Genomic DNA, 15709 nt, shown 5'->3' on the forward strand with positions numbered 1-15709 from the left:
CCCCTAACCCTCCTGCGCCTGTTGGCGCACCCGCTCGGCCACCTGGACCGGCATCGGCTCGTGCCGGGCGTAGGAGCGGTCGAAGCGGGCCGTGCCGTGCGAGAGCGAGCGCAGGTCGACCGCGTACCGGCCGATCTCGATCTCGGGCACCTCGGCGCGCACCAGCGTGCGCCCGCCGCTCGTCTGCTCGGTGCCCAGCACCCGCCCGCGCCGGCCGGACAGGTCGCTCATCACGGCGCCCACGTACTCGTCGCCGACCAGGACGGACACCTCGGCCACCGGCTCCAGCAGATGGATCCGGGCGTCGGCCGCGGCCTCTCGCAGCGCGAGCGCGCCGGCCGTCTGGAACGCGGCGTCCGAGGAGTCCACCGAGTGCGCCTTGCCGTCGAGGAGCGTGATCCGCACGTCGACCAGGGGATGCCCGGCCGCCACCCCCTTGGCCGCCTGGGTCCGGACGCCCTTCTCGACGGAGGGGATGAACTGGCGCGGCACCGCGCCGCCGACGACCTTGTCCACGAACTCGATGCCCGAGCCGCCCGGCAGCGGCTCGACCTCGATCTCGCAGATGGCGTACTGACCGTGCCCGCCGGACTGCTTGACGTGCCGGCCGCGGCCGGCGGACCTCTCGGCGAACGTCTCCCGCAGGGGGACCTGGTGCGCCACGACGTCGACCTGGACGCCGTAGCGACTGCGCAGCCGTTCCAGGGCGACGTCCGCGTGGGCCTCGCCCAGGCACCACAGCACCACCTGGTGGGTGTCCTGGTTCTGCTCCAGGCGCATCGTCGGGTCCTCGGCGACCAGCCGCGCCAGCCCCTGCGAGAGCTTGTCCTCGTCCGCCTTGCTGTGGGCCCGGATGGCCAGCGGCAGCAGCGGGTCGGGCATCCGCCAGGGCTCCATCAGGAGCGGGTCGTCCTTGGCGGAGAGGGTGTCGCCGGTCTCCGCGCGGCTCAGCTTGGCCACGCACGCGAGGTCGCCCGCGACGCAGTGGGTCAGGGCGCGCTGCTGTTTGCCGAAGGGCGCGGACAGGGCGCCGACGCGTTCGTCGACGTCGTGGTCCTCGTGGCCGCGGTCGGTCAGCCCGTGGCCGGAGACGTGGACGGTGTCGTCGGGGCGCAAGGTGCCGGAGAAGACGCGGACGAGCGAGACGCGGCCGACGTAGGGGTCGGACGACGTCTTCACGACCTCCGCGACCAGCGGCCCGCCCGGATCGCACGGCGCCGGCTCACGCGGCTTGCCGTCGACGGTCGTGACGCTCGGCGCCTCGCGCTCCAGGGGGGTCGGGAAGCCGCGGGTGACCAGGTCCAGCAGCTCGACCGTGCCGAGGCCCTGGCGGGCGCCCTCGGCCGCGGGGGCGGCGGCCAGCACGGGGAAGAACGTCCCGCGCGCGACGGCCCGCTCCAGATCCTCGATCAGCGCCCCGACACCGATCTGCTCGCCGCCCAGGTAGCGGTCCATGAGCGTCTCGTCCTCGCTCTCGGCGATGATCCCCTCGATCAGCCGGTTGCGGGCCTCCTCGATCAGCGGCAGCTGGTCCTCACCGGGCTCGGACTCCTTGCGCTCCCCGGTGGAGTAGTCGAACAGCTTCTGCGACAGCAGGCCGATCAGCCCCGTCACGGGCGCGTGCCCGTCCGGCGCCTGCGGGCCGTGCAGCGGCAGGTACAGCGGCAGCACGGCGTCGGGATCGTCGCCGCCGAAGGCCTCCGCGCAGATCCGGGTCATCTCCTCGAAGTCCGCGCGCGCCGCCTCCAGGTGCGTCACGACGATGGCGCGCGGCATGCCGACGGCGGCGCACTCGTCCCACACCATCCGGGTCGAGCCGTCCACGCCGTCCGAGGCGGAGACGACGAAGAGGGCCGCGTCCGCGGCGCGCAGACCGGCCCTGAGCTCGCCGACGAAGTCGGCGTATCCGGGGGTGTCGATGACGTTGATCTTGATGCCGTCCCAGACGACCGGCACCAGGGAGAGCTGCACCGAGCGCTGCTGGCGGTGCTCGATCTCGTCGTAGTCGGACACGGTGCCGCCGTCCTCCACGCGGCCCGCCCGGTTCACCGCTCCCGACGTCAGCGCGAGAGCCTCCACCAGAGTCGTCTTGCCCGATCCGCTGTGGCCGACCAGTACCACATTCCGTACGGACGCGGGGTGGCCGGCCGCCGTAGCCCTGCCGGCGGCTCCGGGGTGGGTGTGTGTCTTGTCGCCCATTTCTTGCCTCCCGTACACGGTGAGGTCATCGGGGGCGCGGACACGGCGGCGCCGCGTGCGGTGGCGGCTCCGGCGACGCCCGCGGTCCTTCGAGCTTTCCACTCCCGTCACGGCTCGTCCATACGAAGGACGCGCCGGCGCCACGCACCCGCGGCGGGCGCGCGCGACCGGGCCGCCGCCGGCCCGTGACACGGGGGCCGGGTGCCCGGCGGCCGCCCCTGCCCGCCCGTGGCTACGATGGGCCAGCCGGTGGCCACCAGGGGCCGCGGCCACACCGACCGTCGGGAAGGCCATGCTGAACAAGTACGCGCGTGCATTCTTCACGCGTGTCCTCACGCCGTTCGCCGCGTTTCTCATCCGCCGGGGCGTGAGCCCCGACACGGTCACGCTGATCGGCACCGCCGGCGTGGTCGCGGGCGCGCTGGTCTTCTACCCCAGGGGCGAGTTCTTCTGGGGCACGGTGGTGATCACCCTCTTCGTCTTCTCCGACCTCGTCGACGGCAACATGGCCCGCCAGCTCGGCCGGTCCAGCCGCTGGGGCGCCTTCCTGGACTCCACGCTCGACCGGGTGGCCGACGGCGCGATCTTCGGCGGGTTCGCGCTCTGGTACGCGGGCGGCGGCGACGACAACGTCCTGTGCGCCGTCTCGATCTTCTGCCTGGCCAGCGGCCAGGTCGTGTCCTACACCAAGGCGCGCGGCGAGTCGATCGGCCTGCCGGTCGCCGTCAACGGGCTCGTGGAGCGGGCCGAGCGGCTGGTGGTCTCGCTGGTCGCGGCCGGTCTGGCGGGTCTGCACGCGTTCGGCGTGCCCGGCATCCAGTACCTGCTGCCGGTCGCCCTGTGGATCGTCGCCGTCGGCAGCCTGGTCACGCTGATCCAGCGGGTCGTCACCGTACGGCGCGAGTCGGCGGAGGCCGAGGCGGCGGCGGAGGCCGGGGCGGCGGACGCCGGGTCCGGGGCGGCGGACGCCGGGTCCGGGGCCTCCGCCCGGCCGGAGACCGAGGGGCACGAGGCGGCCAAGTGAACCCCCGGGACCAGGTCAGCGACGCCCTGTACGGCCTCGGCTGGAGCACCGTCAAGCGGCTCCCCGAGCCCGTGGCGGTCCGCCTCGGCCGCACCATCGCCGACCTCGCCTGGAAGCAGCGCGGCAAGGGCGTGCTGCGCCTGGAGAGCAACTACGCGCGCGTGGCGCCCGACGCGGGCCCCGAGCGCCTGGCCGAGCTCTCCCGCGCGGGCATGCGCTCCTACCTGCGGTACTGGATGGAGTCCTTCCGGCTCCCGTCCTTCAGCGCCGAGCACATCAGGGACGGCTTCGCCGTCAAGGACCTGCACCACCTGACCGACGGACTCGCCGCCGGCCGGGGCGTCGTCCTCGCGCTGCCTCACCTGGCCAACTGGGACCTCGCCGGTGCCTGGGTCACCACCGAGCTGAAGATTCCGTTCACGACGGTCGCCGAGCGGCTGAAGCCGGAGACCCTCTACGACCGCTTCGTCGCCTACCGCGAGGGCCTCGGCATGGAGGTCCTGCCGCACAGCGGCGGCACCGCCTTCGGCACCCTCGCCCGGCGGCTGCGCGACGGAGGCCTGGTCTGCCTGGTCGCCGACCGGGACCTGTCCGCGTCCGGCGTCGAGGTCGACTTCTTCGGCGACACCGCCCGCATGCCCGCGGGACCGGCTCTGCTCGCCCAGCAGACCGGCGCGCTGCTGCTCCCCGTCACGCTCTGGTACGACGACTCGCCCGTCATGCGGGGCCGTATCCATCCCCCGATCGAGGTGCCCGAGGCAGGCAACCGGGCCGAGAAGACGTCTGTCATGACACAGGCGCTGGCGAACGCCTTCGCCACGGGCATCGCCGACCACCCGGAGGACTGGCACATGCTGCAGCGGCTTTGGCTCGCGGACCTCGACCCGGCGCGTCCCGCTCCTCCCTCTCGTCCTTCCGGAGGGGCCGCGTGAGGATCGGCATCGTCTGCCCGTACTCCTGGGACGTGCCGGGCGGCGTCCAGTTCCACATCCGCGACCTTGCCGAGTACTTCATCCGGCTCGGCCACGAGGTCTCCGTCCTGGCCCCGGCCGACGACGACACCCCGGTGCCGCCGTACGTCGTCCCGGCCGGCCGCGCGGTGCCGGTGCCGTACAACGGCTCGGTGGCCCGCCTGAACTTCGGCTTCCTGAGCGCCGCCCGGGTACGGCGCTGGCTGCACGACGGCGCGTTCGACGTCATCCACATCCACGAGCCGACGTCGCCCTCGCTGGGCCTGCTGGCCTGCTGGGCGGCGCAGGGCCCCATCGTGGCGACCTTCCACACGTCCAACCCGCGCTCGCGCGCGATGATCGCCGCGTACTCCATCCTCCAGGCCGCCCTGGAGAAGATCAGCGCCCGTATCGCGGTGAGCGAGTACGCCCGGCGGACGCTGGTGGAGCACCTCGGCGGGGACGCGGTCGTGATCCCCAACGGCGTCGACGTCGACTTCTTCGCCGAGGCCGAGCCCAGACCCGAGTGGCAGGGGCAGACCATCGGCTTCATGGGCCGCATCGACGAGCCGCGCAAGGGCCTGCCCGTCCTGATGCGGGCGCTGCCGACGATCTTCGCGGAGCGGCCGGAGGCCCGCCTCCTCATCGCCGGGCGCGGCGACGAGGAGGAGGCGGTGGCCGGCCTGCCGGAGGAACTGCGCTCGCGCGTGGAGTTCCTCGGCATGATCAGCGACGAGGACAAGGCCCGCTTCCTGCGCAGCGTCGACCTGTACGTCGCCCCCAACACCGGCGGCGAGAGCTTCGGCATCATCCTGGTCGAGGCCCTGTCCGCCGGCGCCCCCGTCCTCGCCTCCGACCTGGACGCCTTCGCCCAGGTGCTGGACCAGGGAGCGGCGGGCGAACTCTTCGCCAACGAGGACGCCGACGCACTCGCCGACGCCGCCGTACGGCTCCTCGGGGACCCCGCCCGCCTGGCGGAGCTGCGGGAGCGCGGCAGTGCCCACGTACGGCGCTTCGACTGGTCCACCGTCGGCGCCGACATCCTCTCCGTCTACGAGACGGTGACGGCGGGCGCGGCCGCGGTCGCCGCCGACGAACGCACCCCGGGCGGCGGGAGCAGCGGCAGCGGCGGACTGCGGGCGCGGCTGGGGCTGGCGCGGGACTGAGGGGCGGCCGGGCGGTCCGGGGCCGGTGACAGGGCTCGGGCCGGTTGGCGTGGTGCCGTTGTGACGGTGGTTGTTCCTGGCGTGGTGCCGTTGTGACGGTGGTTGTTCCTGGCGTGGTGCCGTTGTGACGGTGGTTGTTCCTGGCGTGGTGCCGTTGTGACGGTGGTTGTTCCTGGCGTGGTGCCGTTGTGACGGTGGTTGTCCCTGGCGTGGTGCCGTTGTGACGGTGGCTGTTCCTGGCGCCGGCCCGGCGGTGACGCCGCCCGGGCGGGTGCCGGAATCCGGGCGGAAGCCGGAGGCGGGCCCGGAGCCAGGGTCCGGGCGGCAGCCGAGGGCCGGCCCGGAGCCGGGGTCCCGGGCCTCGCCCCGCGGGCCGGCGGCCTCGCCGTGGGACCCGGCCGACCCGCCGGACGTCCCCGGTAGCCTTGCGGCCCGTGACCGCAACCCTCATCTGGATCCTCGTCGTCCTCGTCGCGATCGGCCTGTACCTGAGCTGGACCGCGGGGCGGCTGGACCGGCTGCACGCCCGCATCGACGCCGCCCGCGCCGCGCTGGACGCGCAACTGCTGCGCCGGGCCTCCGTCGCCCAGGAACTGGCCACCTCCGGGGTGCTCGACCCGGCCGCGTCGATCGTGCTGTACGAGGCGGCGCACGCCGCCCGGCAGGCCGAGGAGGAGCAGCGGGAGGTCGCCGAGAGCGAACTCAGCCAGGCGCTGCGCGCCGTCTTCGCCGACCCGCGGCAGGTGGAGGTCGTCCGCGAGGTGCCCGGCGGAGAGGCCGCGGCCCTGGAGCTGACGGAGGCCGTCCGCCGGGTCCCCATGGCCCGCCGCTTCCACAACGACGCCGTGGGCGCGGCCCGCAGACTGCGCGAGCACCGCAAGGTGCGCTGGTTCCGGCTGGCCGGCCACGCCCCGTTCCCGATGGCCTTCGAGATGGACGACGAACCGCCGACGACCTTGACCGACCGCGCGGCGTGAGCCGGACCGCGGGGCGTGAGCCGGACCGCGGGGCGTGAGCCGGACCCGCGGAGCGTGAGCCGGACCCGCCCGGCGTGAGCAGGACCCGCGCGAGACGGCGTCCCTTCGGCGGGTCACGGACCCAAAAGGATCCACCGCCTTCTCATTGGCCCTTGCTGTGGACTGGTCCAATCGCGTTTCCTCGGTGCTCGAAGCGAACCCGTCTCCATTCCAGTGAGGTCATCCCGTGTCCATCACCGACAACCAGGCTCCCGAGACCGGCACCGCGCGCGTGAAGCGCGGCATGGCCGAGCAGCTCAAGGGCGGCGTGATCATGGACGTCGTCACGCCGGAGCAGGCGAAGATCGCCGAGGACGCGGGAGCCGTGGCCGTCATGGCCCTGGAGCGGGTCCCGGCCGACATCCGCAAGGACGGCGGTGTGGCCCGCATGTCCGACCCGGACATGATCGAGGGCATCATCGACGCCGTCTCGATCCCGGTCATGGCCAAGTCCCGCATCGGCCACTTCGTCGAGGCCCAGGTCCTGCAGTCCCTCGGCGTCGACTACATCGACGAGTCCGAGGTCCTCACCCCGGCCGACGAGGTCAACCACTCCGACAAGTGGGCGTTCACGACCCCGTTCGTCTGCGGCGCCACCAACCTCGGTGAGGCCCTGCGCCGTATCGCCGAGGGCGCCGCGATGATCCGCTCCAAGGGCGAGGCCGGTACCGGCAACGTCGTCGAGGCCGTCCGTCACCTGCGCCAGATCAAGAACGAGATCGCCAGGCTGCGCGGCTACGACAACCACGAGCTGTACGCCGCCGCCAAGGAGCTGCGCGCCCCGTACGAGCTGGTCAAGGAGGTCGCCGAGCTGGGCAAGCTCCCGGTGGTGCTGTTCTCCGCCGGTGGCGTCGCCACCCCGGCCGACGCCGCCCTGATGCGCCAGCTCGGCGCCGAGGGCGTCTTCGTCGGCTCCGGCATCTTCAAGTCGGGCGACCCGGCCAAGCGCGCCGCCGCCATCGTCAAGGCGACCACCTTCTACGACGACCCGAAGATCATCGCGGACGCGTCCCGCAACCTCGGCGAGGCCATGGTCGGCATCAACTGCGACACCCTCCCCGAGGCCGAGCGCTACGCCAACCGCGGCTGGTAACCGGCTCATGTCCCACGAAGCCCCTGTCATCGGCGTCCTGGCCCTCCAGGGCGACGTACGGGAGCATCTCATCGCCCTGGCCGCGGCCGACGCCGTGGCCAGGCCGGTGCGGCGCCCCGAGGAACTCGCCGGAGTCGACGGCCTCGTCATCCCCGGCGGCGAGTCCACCACCATCTCCAAGCTGGCCGTCCTGTTCGGCGTGATGGAACCGCTCCGCGCGCGCGTGCGCGACGGCATGCCCGTCTACGGCACCTGCGCGGGCATGATCATGCTGGCCGACAAGATCCTCGACCCGCGCTCGGGCCAGGAGACCATCGGCGGCATCGACATGATCGTGCGCCGCAACGCCTTCGGACGGCAGAACGAGTCCTTTGAGGCGTCCGTCGACGTCAAGGGCGTCGAGGGCGACCCGGTCGAGGGCGTCTTCATCCGCGCACCCTGGGTGGAGTCGGTCGGCGCCGGGACCGAGGTGCTCGCCGAGCACGACGGCCACATCGTCGCCGTGCGCCAGGGCGACGTGCTCGCCACGTCGTTCCACCCGGAGCTGACCGGCGACCACCGCGTTCACTCCCTGTTCGTCGAGATGGTGCGCGCGAAGCGGGCGACGGAGTCCTTGTAGGATCTCCGGGGGTCCCCCGGGCTTCAGGGCCGGGGGCGTACGTACCAGATGGGTTACGCGAAGGAGACAGGCAGATGTCCGGCCACTCTAAATGGGCTACGACGAAGCACAAGAAGGCCGTGATCGACGCCAAGCGCGGCAAGCTCTTCGCGAAGCTGATCAAGAACATCGAGGTCGCGGCGCGCATGGGCGGCGTCGACCTCGAGGGCAACCCGACGCTCTACGACGCCGTCCAGAAGGCCAAGAAGCAGTCGGTCCCCAACAAGAACATCGACTCCGCGATCAAGCGCGGTGGCGGTCTCGAGGCCGGCGGCGCCGACTACGAGACGATCATGTACGAGGGCTACGGGCCGAACGGCGTCGCGGTGCTCATCGAGTGCCTCACCGACAACCGTAACCGCGCCGCCTCCGACGTCCGCGTCGCCATGACCCGCAACGGCGGCTCCATGGCCGACCCGGGATCCGTGTCGTACCTGTTCAACCGCAAGGGCGTCGTCATCGTCCCCAAGGGCGAGCTGAGCGAGGACGACGTCCTCGGGGCGGTCCTGGACGCGGGTGCCGAGGAGGTCAACGACCTCGGTGAGAACTTCGAGGTGCTCAGCGAGGCCACCGACCTGGTCGCGGTCCGCACCGCCCTCCAGGACGCCGGCATCGACTACGACTCCGCCGAGGCCAACTTCGTCCCGACCATGCAGGTCGAGCTGGACGAGGAGGGCGCCAAGAAGATCTTCAAGCTGATCGACGCGCTGGAGGACAGCGACGACGTGCAGAACGTCTTCGCCAACTTCGACGTCAGCGACGAGGTCATGGAGAAGGTCGACGCGTAACCCCACCGCGGGCCGCACCGGTCGACGGGCCGACGGGCCGACGGGACGCACCCGTCGGCCCGTCGCCGTGCCGGGCGTCGCCGGCCGTCCTTGTCGGTGGCACCCGATAGCCTGCACGAACAGGCTGTCGACGGGAGGGGCGGGCGTGCGGGTACTCGGGGTGGACCCCGGTCTGACACGGTGCGGTGTCGGTGTGGTCGAGGGGGTCGCGGGCCGTCCGCTCACCATGCTCGGCGTGGGCGTCGTCCGCACGCCGGCGGACGCGGAGCTGGGGCAGCGCCTCGTCGCCGTCGAACAGGGCATCGAGCGCTGGCTCGACGAGCACCGGCCCGAGTACGTCGCCGTGGAGCGGGTCTTCAGCCAGCACAACGTCCGGACGGTCATGGGCACCGCCCAGGCCAGCGCCGTCGCCATGCTCTGCGCCGCCCGCCGCGGCATCCCCGTCGCCCTGCACACGCCCAGCGAGGTCAAGGCCGCCGTCACCGGCAGCGGCCGCGCCGACAAGGCACAGGTCGGCGCCATGGTCACCCGCCTGCTGCGGCTCAGCGCGCCGCCCAGGCCCGCCGACGCCGCCGACGCCCTGGCCCTCGCCATCTGCCACATCTGGCGCGCCCCCGCGCAGAACCGCCTCCAGCAGGCCGTCGCCCTGCACACCGCCACCGCACCCACCCCCTCGAAAGGCCGTACGGCATGATCGCCTTCGTGAGCGGCACCGTCGCCGCACTCGCTCCCGACGCCGCCGTGGTCGAGGTGGGCGGGATCGGCATGGCCGTGCAGTGCACGCCCGACACCCTCTCCACGCTCCGGCTCGGTCAGCCCGCCAGGCTCGCCACCTCCCTCGTCGTGCGCGAGGACTCGCTCACGCTGTACGGCTTCGCCGACGACGACGAGCGGCAGGTCTTCGAACTGCTCCAGACCGCCAGCGGCGTCGGCCCCCGCCTCGCCCAGGCCATGCTCGCCGTGCACACCCCGGACGCCCTGCGCCGAGCGGTCGCCACCGCCGACGAGAAGGCCCTCACCGCGGTCCCCGGCATCGGCAAGAAGGGCGCCCAGAAGCTGCTGCTGGAGCTGAAGGACCGCCTGGGCGAGCCGATCGGCGCCCCCGCGGTCGGCGCCCCGGTCACCCAGGGCTGGCGGGACCAGCTGCACGCCGCCCTGATCGGCCTCGGATACGCGACCCGCGAGGCCGACGAGGCGGTGTCCGCCGTCGCACCCCAGGCGGAGGCGACCGAGGGCACGCCCCAGGTGGGCCAGTTGCTGAGGGCGGCCCTCCAGACCCTCAACAGGGCCCGCTGAGCCCGGCCGACCCGCCCGCGCCGAACGATTCCGACACCCCCGAGGCACACTTCATGAACTGGGACGACACGACCGACACCGGTGCCGCCGCCGACCGGCTGGTGGGCTCTGTCGCCGACCGCGAGGACCAGGCCGTCGAGGCCGCCCTGCGCCCCAAGGACCTGGGCGAGTTCATCGGCCAGGAGAAGGTCCGCGAACAGCTCGACCTCGTGCTGCGCGCGGCCCGCGCGCGCGGCGCCACCGCCGACCACGTGCTGCTCTCCGGCGCCCCCGGCCTCGGCAAGACCACCCTCTCGATGATCATCGCCGCGGAGATGGGCGCCCCGATCCGCATCACGTCCGGCCCCGCCATCCAGCACGCCGGCGACCTCGCCGCGATCCTCTCCTCCCTCCAGGAGGGCGAGGTCCTCTTCCTCGACGAGATCCACCGCATGTCCCGGCCCGCCGAGGAGATGCTCTACATGGCGATGGAGGACTTCCGCGTCGACGTCATCGTCGGCAAGGGCCCCGGCGCCACCGCCATCCCGCTGGAGCTGCCCCCGTTCACCCTGGTCGGCGCCACCACCCGCGCGGGCCTGCTGCCGCCCCCGCTGCGCGACCGCTTCGGCTTCACCGCCCACATGGAGTTCTACGAACCGGCCGAACTCCGCCGCGTCGTCCACCGCTCGGCGACCCTCCTCGACGTCGAGATCGACACCGACGGCGCCGCCGAGATCGCCGGCCGCTCCCGTGGCACGCCCCGCATCGCCAACCGCCTGCTGCGCCGCGTCCGCGACTACGCGCAGGTCAAGGCGGACGGCGTCATCACACGCGAGATCGCCGCGGCGGCCCTCGCCGTCTACGAGGTCGACGCCCGCGGCCTCGACCGCCTCGACCGCGCGGTCCTCCAGGCCCTGCTGAAACTGTTCGGCGGCGGACCGGTCGGCCTGTCCACGCTGGCCGTCGCGGTGGGGGAGGAGCGCGAGACCGTCGAGGAGGTCGCCGAACCCTTCCTGGTCCGGGAGGGCCTGCTCGCCCGCACCCCGCGCGGCCGCGTCGCCACCCCCGCCGCCTGGACCCACCTCGGCCTCACCCCGCCCCGCACCACGACCGGGGGGAACGGACAGCAGAACCTGTTCGGGGCGTGACACCAGGTGACGGCGGGTGACGGCACGTACGGGGCACCCGGAAGCCGGGCCGGCACCCGACGGTAACGCGCCAGGGAGACGGCCAGGGCATTGGCGGCCGGAGGAACCCAGGTGCCATGCTGAACGTTGTTCCCTGTGCGCGGACTCGCTTAGACTCCGCCGATGCCGCCGTTGTCGGCGGCGCACACACCCCCAACCAGTAGGCCGCTCACCATCGCGGTCGTGCGAAGGAAGTACCGACCCGTGAGTCTCGTGACCCTCCTCCCGTTCATCGTGCTCATCGGGGCCATGTTCCTGATGACCCGCTCGGCCAAGAAGAAGCAGCAGCAGGCCGCGGACATGCGGAACGCCATGCAGCCCGGCAGCGGTGTCCGCACCATCGGGGGCATCTACGCGACCGTCAAGGAGGTCAACGACGAGACCGTCCTCCTCGACGCGGGCCCGGGGGTGGAACTGCTCTTCGCGAAGAACGCCATCGGTGCCGTCCTGTCCGACGACGAGTACAACCGCATCGTCCACGGCATCGAGCACGACCTGAAGTCCGACGTCGTCCCGGACGACGCCTCCTCCCTCACCGGGTCCGACGAGACCGCCGACGCTGCCGCCGCCTCCGACGACACGCCCGTCGACCTCGGCAAGAAGGACGCAACCGAGGAGCGGGCCGCCGACGCGGACACCGACACGGACACCGGCGCGGAGACCGACGCGGAGCCGAAGAAGACCGACGGCGACTCCGACGCGAAGAAGTAGCCACGCCCCCCGGGGCACGCGGGTGCGCCCCGCGTGCCCCGGGGCGCGCGCATCTCGCACCAGGGGATCCCGACACCATGTCATGGCCGCCGCCGCGCTGACCCGGCGCGAGGCGGCCCGAGAGGGAGTACGAGAAGGTGGCAGCACCTAAAAAGGGCCGGAGCGCGAGTGCCCAGAGCAAGCCGGGGCGCTCGCTGGCCCTGATCCTGATCGCGATCGTGGCGCTCACCGGAGGCATGTTCCTCTCCGGACACACCACTCCGCGTCTGGGCATCGACCTTGCCGGCGGCACGAGCATCACGCTGGAGGCGAAAGCCGACCAGGGGTCCGCGATCAACAAGGCCAACATGGACACCGCGGTGGAGATCATGAACCGCCGTGTCAACGGTCTGGGCGTCTCCGAGGCGGAGGTGCAGACCCAGGGCGACAGCAACATCATCGTCAACATCCCCAAGGGCACCAACTCCAAGGAAGCCCGGGAACAGGTCGGCACCACCGCCAAGCTGTACTTCCGTCCGGTCCTGGCCAGCGAGGCCAGCGGCACCGCCGCGAGCGCCTCGCCGAGCCCGTCCGCCAGCGGCTCGTCCACCGCCTCGCCGAGCGCGTCCGCGAGCGCCTCCGCGAGCGCCTCCGCGAGTGCCTCCGCCGACGAGAAGGCCTCCTCCTCCGCGTCCCCGTCGGCCTCCGCCACCTCGCAGGGCCGCGCCGTCACCGACGCGCTGAAGGCCGACTCCACGCCGTCGGCCTCCGCCTCCGCGAGCGCCTCCGCCTCCGCGAGCCCGTCGGCCTCCGCGAGCGCCTCGGACACCGACACCGCCGCGCTCGAAGCCGAGTACACGGACCTGGACTGCTCCAAGGCCTCGGCCCGCGCCGCCGCCGGCGAGGGCGCCAAGCCCGCCGACTCCACCGTGGGCTGCGGCCAGATCCAGGGCGTCTGGTACAAGTACCTGCTCGGCCCGGCCGCCGTCGACGGCACCGAGGTCGACAAGGCCCAGGCGGTCTACGACACCCAGACCGCCGCCGGCTGGCAGGTCACGATGGACTTCAACTCCGCGGGCTCCAAGAAGTTCGCCGACATCACCGCGGAGCTCGCCCAGAACAGCGCCCCGCAGAACGAGTTCGGCATCGTCCTCGACGGCGAGGTCGTCTCCAGCCCGTACGTCAGCTCCTCCATCACCGGCGGCCAGGCCCAGATCTCCGGCAGCTTCACGCAGGACGAGGCCCAGAACCTCGCCAACATGCTGTCCTACGGTGCGCTGCCGCTCTCCTTCCAGGAGCAGAGCGTGACCACGGTGACCGCCGCGCTCGGCGGTGACCAGCTGCACGCCGGTCTGCTCGCCGGCGCCATCGGCCTCGCCCTGGTGGTCATCTACCTGGTGGCCTACTACCGCGGCCTGTCCCTCATCGCGATCGCCTCGCTGCTGGTCTCCGCGGCCCTCACCTACGTGCTCATGTCGCTGCTCGGCCCGGCCATCGGCTTCGCGCTGAACCTGCCGGCCGTCTGCGGTGCCATCGTCGCCATCGGCATCACCGCGGACTCGTTCATCGTCTACTTCGAACGTGTCCGGGACGAGATCCGCGAGGGCCGCTCGCTGCGTCCCGCGGTCGAGCGGGGCTGGCCGCGCGCCCGGCGCACCATCCTGGTCTCCGACTTCGTGTCCTTCCTCGCCGCCGCGGTGCTCTTCATCGTCTCCGTCGGCAAGGTCCAGGGCTTCGCGTTCACGCTGGGCCTGACCACCGTCCTCGACGTGGTCGTGGTCTTCCTCTTCACCAAGCCGCTGATGACGCTGATCGCCCGCCGCACGTTCTTCGCGAGCGGCCACAAGTGGTCCGGCCTCGACCCGAAGAGCCTGGGCGCCAAGCCGCCGCTGCGCCGCACCCGTCGTCCCGCCGGTCCCGCCGCCGGCCCCGCCGAGCCGAAGGAGGCGTGAGCGATGTCGAAACTCGGTAACCTCGGCGCCCGACTGCACCGTGGCGAGATCAGCTACGACTTCATCGGGCACCGCAAGATCTGGTACGGCATCTCGATCCTGATCACCATCACGGCCATCCTCGGCCTGGGCGTCCGCGGCCTGAACATGGGCATCGACTTCCAGGGCGGCGCCGTCTTCACCACCGCGAAGAACAGCTCCGTCTCGGTCTCGCAGGCCGAGACCGCCGCGGAGGAGGCGGCCGGTCACGAGGCGCTCGTGCAGAAGCTCGGCGACGGCTCGCTGCGCATCCAGATCGCCGGCATGGACACCCAGCAGTCCGACAAGGTCAAGAACGCCCTCGCCGAGGACTTCGACGTCGACCCGGAGACCATCGCCGCCGACCTGGTCGGTCCCAGCTGGGGCGACCAGATCGCGAACAAGGCCTGGCAGGGTCTGGCGATCTTCATGGTCCTCGTCGTGATCTACCTGGCGATCGCCTTCGAGTGGCGCATGGCCATCGCCGCGCTCGTCGCCCTGGTCCACGACATCACCATCACCGTCGGCATCTACGCCCTCGTCGGCTTCGAGGTCACGCCGGGCACGGTGATCGGTCTGCTGACCATCCTCGGCTACTCGCTGTACGACACGGTCGTCGTCTTCGACTCCCTCAAGGAGCAGACGAAGGACCTCACCAAGCAGACCCGCTTCACCTACAGCGAGATCGCCAACCGCTCGATCAACAGCACCCTGGTGCGTTCGATCAACACCACGGTCGTCGCGCTGCTCCCGGTCGCCGGCCTGCTGTTCATCGGCGGCGGCGTCCTCGGCGCGGGCACGCTCAACGACATCTCGCTGTCGCTGTTCGTCGGCCTCGCGGCCGGTGCGTACTCCTCGATCTTCATCGCCACGCCGCTCGTCGCCGACCTCAAGGAGCGCGAGCCGCAGTTCAAGGCGCTGAAGAAGCGCGTCCTGGCCAAGCGCGCCCAGGCCGCCGCCGACGAGGAGTACACCGAGTCCCGCGGCACCGACCCGCGCGAGGACCTGCCGGAGGACGCGGCCGCCGTCGTCGGCCCGCGCACCCAGCCCGCCTCCCGCGGCCGGGGCCGCGGCCGACCCTCGGGGAAGCGCCGATGACCGGCATCCAGGAGCTGCTGCTCAGCCGTATCCGTGACGTGGCCGACTACCCGGAGCCGGGGGTGATGTTCAAGGACATCACCCCGCTGCTCGCGGACCCGGCGGCGTTCACCGCCCTCACCGACGCGTTCGCCGACGTCGCCGAGCGCACCGGCGCCACCAAGATCGTCGGCCTGGAGGCCCGGGGCTTCATCCTCGGCGCCCCCGTCGCCGTCCGCGCCGGCCTCGGCTTCGTCCCCGTGCGCAAGGCGGGCAAGCTCCCCGGAGCCACCCTCGCCCAGGCCTACGACCTGGAGTACGGCTCTGCCGAGATCGAGATCCACGCCGAGGACCTCACCGCCGACGACCGCATCCTGATCGTCGACGACGTCCTCGCCACCGGCGGCACCGCCGAGGCGTCGATCCAGCTGATCCACCGCGCGGGCGCCGAGGTCGCGGGCGTCGCCGTCCTGATGGAACTCGGGTTCCTGGCCGGCCGGCCCCGCCTGGAGGCGGCGCTGCGGGGAGCGCCGCTGGAGGCGCTGCTCACGGTCTAGGACCGGGCGCCGTCGCCCCGCGCCGGGCCGACGGTGAGGACGAGTCCCGGCACCCTCGT

15 protein-coding genes are annotated in these 15709 nt (G+C 72.4%); 14 read left to right on the top strand and 1 reads right to left on the bottom strand.

The features are described 5' to 3' along the window. Window positions 1-3 precede the first annotated feature (3 nt). Window positions 4-2199 (bottom strand): elongation factor G-like protein EF-G2, encoded by a 2196-nt coding sequence (locus ACIP67_RS11815; RefSeq protein WP_401690860.1) that lies wholly within the window; start codon window positions 2197-2199, stop codon window positions 4-6. 292 nt (window positions 2200-2491) lie between these two features. Here ACIP67_RS11815 and pgsA point away from each other — a divergent pair, with 292 nt between their 5' ends. The 14 genes from pgsA (at window position 2492) to ACIP67_RS11885 (ending at window position 15650) form a co-directional block, all read left to right on the top strand. Continuing rightward, window positions 2492-3223 (top strand): phosphatidylinositol phosphate synthase, encoded by a 732-nt coding sequence (gene pgsA / locus ACIP67_RS11820; RefSeq protein ID WP_401690862.1) that lies wholly within the window; start codon window positions 2492-2494, stop codon window positions 3221-3223. Beyond that, window positions 3220-4155, top strand: a complete 936-nt coding sequence (locus tag ACIP67_RS11825) for a phosphatidylinositol mannoside acyltransferase (protein WP_401690864.1) — start codon at window positions 3220-3222, stop codon at window positions 4153-4155. The genes pgsA and ACIP67_RS11825 overlap by 4 nt, the downstream gene beginning before the upstream one ends. Beyond that, window positions 4152-5339 (top strand): glycosyltransferase family 4 protein, encoded by a 1188-nt coding sequence (locus ACIP67_RS11830; protein WP_401690866.1) that lies wholly within the window; start codon window positions 4152-4154, stop codon window positions 5337-5339. Before ACIP67_RS11825 ends, ACIP67_RS11830 begins: the two co-directional genes overlap by 4 nt. 434 nt (window positions 5340-5773) lie before the next feature. Further along, complete coding sequence (locus ACIP67_RS11835) at window positions 5774-6316, top strand: hypothetical protein (protein ID WP_401690867.1); 543 nt, start codon at window positions 5774-5776, stop codon at window positions 6314-6316. Between the two features lie 226 nt (window positions 6317-6542). Beyond that, window positions 6543-7448: a pyridoxal 5'-phosphate synthase lyase subunit PdxS gene (pdxS, locus tag ACIP67_RS11840; RefSeq protein WP_401690869.1), complete on the top strand. Its 906-nt coding sequence runs from the start codon at window positions 6543-6545 to the stop codon at window positions 7446-7448. Window positions 7449-7455: 7 nt separating this feature from the next. Further along, window positions 7456-8067, top strand: a complete 612-nt coding sequence (gene pdxT, locus ACIP67_RS11845) for a pyridoxal 5'-phosphate synthase glutaminase subunit PdxT (RefSeq protein ID WP_401690870.1) — start codon at window positions 7456-7458, stop codon at window positions 8065-8067. Window positions 8068-8141: 74 nt separating this feature from the next. After that, complete coding sequence (locus ACIP67_RS11850; RefSeq protein WP_389519644.1) at window positions 8142-8894, top strand: YebC/PmpR family DNA-binding transcriptional regulator; 753 nt, start codon at window positions 8142-8144, stop codon at window positions 8892-8894. Window positions 8895-9039: 145 nt separating this feature from the next. Beyond that, entirely contained in the window at window positions 9040-9588 is a 549-nt protein-coding gene (gene ruvC / locus ACIP67_RS11855; RefSeq protein WP_401690872.1) for a crossover junction endodeoxyribonuclease RuvC, read from the top strand. After that, on the top strand, window positions 9585-10190 hold the full coding sequence (ruvA, locus tag ACIP67_RS11860; RefSeq protein ID WP_401690874.1) for a Holliday junction branch migration protein RuvA: 606 nt from the start codon (window positions 9585-9587) through the stop codon (window positions 10188-10190). Before ruvC ends, ruvA begins: the two co-directional genes overlap by 4 nt. Window positions 10191-10243: 53 nt before the next feature. Beyond that, window positions 10244-11317, top strand: coding sequence for a Holliday junction branch migration DNA helicase RuvB (gene ruvB / locus ACIP67_RS11865; protein ID WP_401690876.1), 1074 nt, complete (start codon window positions 10244-10246; stop codon window positions 11315-11317). 243 nt (window positions 11318-11560) lie between these two features. Then, on the top strand, window positions 11561-12067 hold the full coding sequence (yajC, locus tag ACIP67_RS11870) for a preprotein translocase subunit YajC (RefSeq protein WP_401690878.1): 507 nt from the start codon (window positions 11561-11563) through the stop codon (window positions 12065-12067). A 137-nt stretch (window positions 12068-12204) separates the two neighbouring features. Beyond that, window positions 12205-13998, top strand: coding sequence for a protein translocase subunit SecD (gene secD / locus ACIP67_RS11875; RefSeq protein ID WP_401690880.1), 1794 nt, complete (start codon window positions 12205-12207; stop codon window positions 13996-13998). A 3-nt stretch (window positions 13999-14001) separates the two neighbouring features. Next, window positions 14002-15114 carry a protein translocase subunit SecF gene (secF, locus tag ACIP67_RS11880; RefSeq protein ID WP_401690882.1) on the top strand — a complete coding sequence of 371 codons (1113 nt, stop codon included), beginning with the start codon at window positions 14002-14004 and terminating at the stop codon, window positions 15112-15114. Beyond that, a complete protein-coding gene (locus tag ACIP67_RS11885; protein ID WP_401690884.1) occupies window positions 15111-15650 on the top strand; it encodes an adenine phosphoribosyltransferase in 540 nt (179 codons plus the stop codon). Before secF ends, ACIP67_RS11885 begins: the two co-directional genes overlap by 4 nt. Window positions 15651-15709: the final 59 nt, after the last annotated feature.

Origin of the sequence: Streptomyces sp. NPDC088812 (genome assembly GCF_044750285.1) — a bacterium.
Taxonomy (GTDB): domain Bacteria; phylum Actinomycetota; class Actinomycetes; order Streptomycetales; family Streptomycetaceae; genus Streptomyces.

What these genes read in the sequence shown, in the direction of transcription:
- ACIP67_RS11815 (WP_401690860.1), bottom strand. Translation starts at nt 2,199, where the DNA reads ATGGGCGACAAGACACACACCCACCCCGGAGCCGCCGGCAGGGCTACG.
- pgsA (WP_401690862.1), top strand. Translation starts at nt 2,492, where the DNA reads ATGCTGAACAAGTACGCGCGTGCATTCTTCACGCGTGTCCTCACGCCG.
- pdxT (WP_401690870.1), top strand. Translation starts at nt 7,456, where the DNA reads ATGTCCCACGAAGCCCCTGTCATCGGCGTCCTGGCCCTCCAGGGCGAC.
- ACIP67_RS11850 (WP_389519644.1), top strand. Translation starts at nt 8,142, where the DNA reads ATGTCCGGCCACTCTAAATGGGCTACGACGAAGCACAAGAAGGCCGTG.
- ruvA (WP_401690874.1), top strand. Translation starts at nt 9,585, where the DNA reads ATGATCGCCTTCGTGAGCGGCACCGTCGCCGCACTCGCTCCCGACGCC.
- ruvB (WP_401690876.1), top strand. Translation starts at nt 10,244, where the DNA reads ATGAACTGGGACGACACGACCGACACCGGTGCCGCCGCCGACCGGCTG.
- secF (WP_401690882.1), top strand. Translation starts at nt 14,002, where the DNA reads ATGTCGAAACTCGGTAACCTCGGCGCCCGACTGCACCGTGGCGAGATC.
- ACIP67_RS11885 (WP_401690884.1), top strand. Translation starts at nt 15,111, where the DNA reads ATGACCGGCATCCAGGAGCTGCTGCTCAGCCGTATCCGTGACGTGGCC.